Genomic DNA, 3,985 nt, shown 5'->3' on the forward strand with positions numbered 1-3,985 from the left:
CAGGCGGGTTTTGTTTGTGTAGATGCGGTTTTAACCGCCTTCTGGAGAGGGGCGATCCCCCTTGAGGCAATTTAACTGGAATCATTGGTAGCTACGCATCCAACGGGGCAGAAATTGAACACTTGCCGCTAACGTAGGCATTTCTACCTGAGTCTAGTCAACTAGGGCTATCTTACAAGCCCCCGTTATAGTCGGTACTCCGATTTAACGGTGGGTTGTTGACAGTTATTTATTTGTCTAATCGCTTCTCTTTATTAAGTATAAGATCAGATATTATCTTGTTGTCAATAAATTTGTTTTAATGTAATTCAATAGTGACATCGATCGAACAACATGGTATATTAAGAAGTGGATTAGACTTAAAACTATCAATTCCTAGGAGAAAAATATTCATGACGCAGCGTGGTGTGACAGTATGGTTCACAGGTTTAAGCGGCGCAGGAAAGACAACCATTACTCAGGCAGTAGAAGAGACTCTGCGATCGCAAGGATACCAACTAGAAGTCTTGGATGGAGACATAGTGCGCACCAACCTCACTAAAGGGTTAGGCTTTAGTAAGGAAGACCGAGATGAGAACATCCGCCGTATTGGTTTTGTATCCCACCTCCTGACTCGTAATGGAGTGATTGTTTTGGTTTCAGCCATCTCCCCCTACCGTAACATGCGGGAAGAGGTGCGTCATAAAATTGGTGATTTTGTGGAAGTCTTTGTCAATGCGCCCCTAGAAGTTTGCGAAGGGCGAGATGTGAAAGGGCTGTACAAACGGGCACGGGCTGGCGAAATTAAATCATTTACCGGAATTGACGATCCTTACGAAGCACCTGCAAACCCTGAAGTAGAATGTCGCACAGATAAAGAAGAATTATCAGAAAGTGTAGCAAAAGTCCTGAATAAATTGACAGAAATGGGTTATCTTCAAAAATAGTTAGCCACACAAGCAGGCTAAAATTGCTAATGGCTAATTGCTAACTAGCGATTAACCATTAGCAATTAGCCGTATCACTAAGATAATTATGATTACTAGAATTCTGATGGCTACCGCTGCCATTCTGGGCGGTATTTCTGTGGCTCTTGGTGCATTTGCTGCCCATGGGTTGCGAGAAAAACTCAGTCAACGGGCGATGGAAATTTTTGAAACGGGTACTCGCTATCAGATGTACCATGCTTTAGCACTTCTACTCGTAGCATTACTCTTAAGTCGCACTGAAACAGGAGAATCTACACTAGTAGCAGCGGGTGCAGCTTTCATCATCGGTACTATAATTTTTTCAGGTAGCTTGTACGCCCTCAGCTTAACTGACATTAAATGGCTAGGGGCAATTACTCCCTTGGGAGGAGTAGCTTTTTTAGTAGGATGGGGCTGTCTAGCTGTCTCCGCCTGGAATTTTAAATAAGCTGTCACGGAGTTAATTTGTATATCTTCATAGCCCATACTCCACACCCTGCAACCCTTTCAAACATTTCAATATGTAATTTAGATCCACAGTAGCTTAGGACAGGATTTACGGATAGCTATGATGAGTACCGATGGTGCGTTACGCTGCGCTAACACACCATACATAACCTTTGCTTGACTCAATAGTTTTTACTTTATAACTCATTCAAGAAATCTTCGTTTCCATTCAATTAGTTTCCCCAGCGAGTGGGGACTAAACCTAATCAATTAATCATGAGCAACATTGTAACGTTTCCATTCAATTAGTTTCCCCAGCGAGTGGGGACGAGACCAGATAAAGGTGTCTGGGAGGTTAATGAAGCGTTTCCATTCAATTAGTTTCCCCAGCGAGTGGGGACAGGGGAATTAGGGGAAGTTAAGGGATACTGGGATCAGGTGTTTCCATTCAATTAGTTTCCCCAGCGAGTGGGGACCAGTTATTAACCCAGATTTTTTCGACTTGATAATAGTTGAGTTTCCATTCAATTAGTTTCCCCAGCGAGTGGGGACAAAATGTTGCACCAACGCGCAGCAACTCACACCATGTTTCCATTCAATTAGTTTCCCCAGCGAGTGGGGACTCGCGAAACATTCATTGAAAAAGAAGATTTCATTGTTGTTTCCATTCAATTAGTTTCCCCAGCGAGTGGGGACACCCCATTTACAGGCAATACTGGTTTGTCAGAACGTAATAGAAGTTTCCATTCAATTAGTTTCCCCAGCGAGTGGGGACCCCTTGATTCTAAACCCTTACCCCGTAAAACGTCTAGAGGCACTTTCCGACCGCCACCAATTTTGGGGAAAACTTTTCGACAAATAGCCGAGAAAAAATGGCTGAAACCCATACAGGGAAAGGAACCGACCGCCTCAACGCCAGAATAAAGGTTTCAGCCATTTCTCGGCGCGGTAAGCAGTCGCCAAGGTGTTTGAGACATTCTATAGCAAAAGTCAAAAGTGAAATGATTGCTGTGAATGGGTTTTGCCGTTTTTGGATGCCTTAACCGCCAAGGCGGTTGCTATAATAACCAAACACTACCGTAATGCTAGAGTTTTGTTCGACTCTGATAGTTGGGTTTGGCGCAGGAGTTGCTCGTGGAGGATGACAGAATCGCATCCTTGTATCTTTGCCTGATAGAGAGCTTTATCCGCAGCGGTAATCAGCATCGCCGGAGAATATTCCTGACTGGGAATCATACTCGCCACTCCCGCGCTCAGAGTGATGTTATGGCTTAAAACCACATTGTTTTGGGTAACATGTAAATTTTTTATCGCACTACGAATTACCTCCGCTACTCGAAGCGCCACTTCAGCTTTGGTATTGGGCAAAATAATCGCAAATTTATCGCCGCCATAAGCAGTGACTAAATCTGTGGGAAGATTGAGAGTAGTTGCGATCGCAACGGCGACTTTTTCTAAGCATTGCTCCCCTGTGGCTTCCCCATATTTATGCTTGTAGTTGCTGAAAAAGTCAATATCGAAGAGAATCAGGGATAAGGGCATTTCTTCCCGCGCCATCCGCCGCCACTCTTGTTCAAGATAAATCTCAAAATGGTGATGGTTGGCTAACTGAGTCAGACTATCGTGCCATCCCACTGTTTCCCTGGCAGGAAAAAGCCTTTCCGGTTGCTGCAATCCGCCCAACAACCGCTGATATAGCGTAATTTGGGGAATTCCAAGCTGTCTATTCACTTTACTGTCTAAAGCGTTTTCTATAACAGGCATTTCTTGGTGACAGTAGCCACAAAACCAGTAAATCCTGTGGCAAGAGATATGGCGCAGCAATGTGCTAGCGCAACAAGGACAAAAATGTTTGCTTATCATAATTCTTTCATCACCTCCAACCCCTTAGAGGTAAAGTCTCCCATCGGTTAACTGTATGAATTCCGCACTGTCAGTGACTAAAGCCAGTTTCTGGACTTATTCCCGTGAAACGACCTATTCTGGTAAATAAACCCGGTTTCTGTGTCAGTCCTAAACTGGATAAATTTATGTCTATATTTTCCTATCTTTTTTCAAATAAAAATATTGAGTTATCTAACTTTTTATGAATAATTATTACTTCTCTATCCCTATTGTTACGGTTGGATAAAATCGTCTTAAATACGCTAGATATAGGGGTTATTGCCATGACAGTCATCATACAGGGTAGAGGGTATTTATTCAAGGAGTCCTAACTAGGTGTCTGCGAGGTAAAATTTAACACCTAGCACATCTCCATATCATCAAATTATTCAACGACTTTCAGCAAGTCATGGCGGATACCATAAAATACTCGATCGATAAGACTTCGATCTTGTTGATTCAATCCATCTTTATAAAGTAGGGCAAATTTGAGGCGTAGCTGCTCAGTGTGAGTGATTTGCCGAGTCACTAGGATTTTCGCAATCATTTCTTCGATACTAGTTGGTAATTCTTGTATTTCGGTAGACATCATAATGACAAACAAATATTTGATACTTTTAATATGAACCCTTTCCCCTGGATTTCTTGTGATCTCCAGGGAAAAGAAATTGTGATAATAATGAAAAAGTTTTGGTGATTTTTATCAC

General features: G+C 42.6%; 5 protein-coding genes and 1 CRISPR repeat array. Of the genes, 3 read left to right on the forward strand and 2 right to left on the reverse strand.

Annotated elements, in window-relative coordinates; genetic code table 11:
* Positions 1 to 371: 371 nt before the first annotated feature.
* Both cysC and NJ959_RS26715 read left to right on the forward strand, forming a co-directional pair.
* A complete protein-coding gene (gene cysC / locus NJ959_RS26710; RefSeq protein WP_309242720.1) occupies positions 372 to 926 on the forward strand; it encodes an adenylyl-sulfate kinase in 555 nt (184 codons plus the stop codon).
* A gap of 88 nt (positions 927 to 1,014) precedes the next feature.
* Positions 1,015 to 1,395 carry a DUF423 domain-containing protein gene (locus NJ959_RS26715; protein ID WP_256529863.1) on the forward strand — a complete coding sequence of 127 codons (381 nt, stop codon included), beginning with the start codon at positions 1,015 to 1,017 and terminating at the stop codon, positions 1,393 to 1,395.
* A 220-nt stretch (positions 1,396 to 1,615) separates the two neighbouring features.
* A CRISPR array of direct repeats spans positions 1,616 to 2,169; the repeat unit is 36 nt; unit sequence GTTTCCATTCAATTAGTTTCCCCAGCGAGTGGGGAC.
* A 299-nt stretch (positions 2,170 to 2,468) separates the two neighbouring features.
* Here the strand turns inward: NJ959_RS26715 and NJ959_RS26720 are convergent.
* The gene (locus tag NJ959_RS26720) at positions 2,469 to 3,125 is read right to left on the reverse strand and encodes a diguanylate cyclase (RefSeq protein ID WP_254014796.1); all 657 of its coding nucleotides are present in this window, start codon (positions 3,123 to 3,125) and stop codon (positions 2,469 to 2,471) included.
* Positions 3,126 to 3,164: 39 nt separating this feature from the next.
* Between NJ959_RS26720 and NJ959_RS26725 the strand changes: the two genes are divergently transcribed.
* Positions 3,165 to 3,308, forward strand: coding sequence for a hypothetical protein (locus NJ959_RS26725; RefSeq protein ID WP_254014797.1), 144 nt, complete (start codon positions 3,165 to 3,167; stop codon positions 3,306 to 3,308).
* A gap of 355 nt (positions 3,309 to 3,663) precedes the next feature.
* On the opposite strand, the gene NJ959_RS26730 is transcribed toward NJ959_RS26725, so the two are convergent.
* Positions 3,664 to 3,870, reverse strand: coding sequence for a hypothetical protein (locus tag NJ959_RS26730; RefSeq protein WP_254014798.1), 207 nt, complete (start codon positions 3,868 to 3,870; stop codon positions 3,664 to 3,666).
* Positions 3,871 to 3,985 lie beyond the last annotated feature (115 nt).

The sequence above is a fragment of the Limnofasciculus baicalensis BBK-W-15 genome, assembly GCF_024178385.1.
GTDB classification, from domain to species: domain Bacteria; phylum Cyanobacteriota; class Cyanobacteriia; order Cyanobacteriales; family Coleofasciculaceae; genus Limnofasciculus; species Limnofasciculus baicalensis.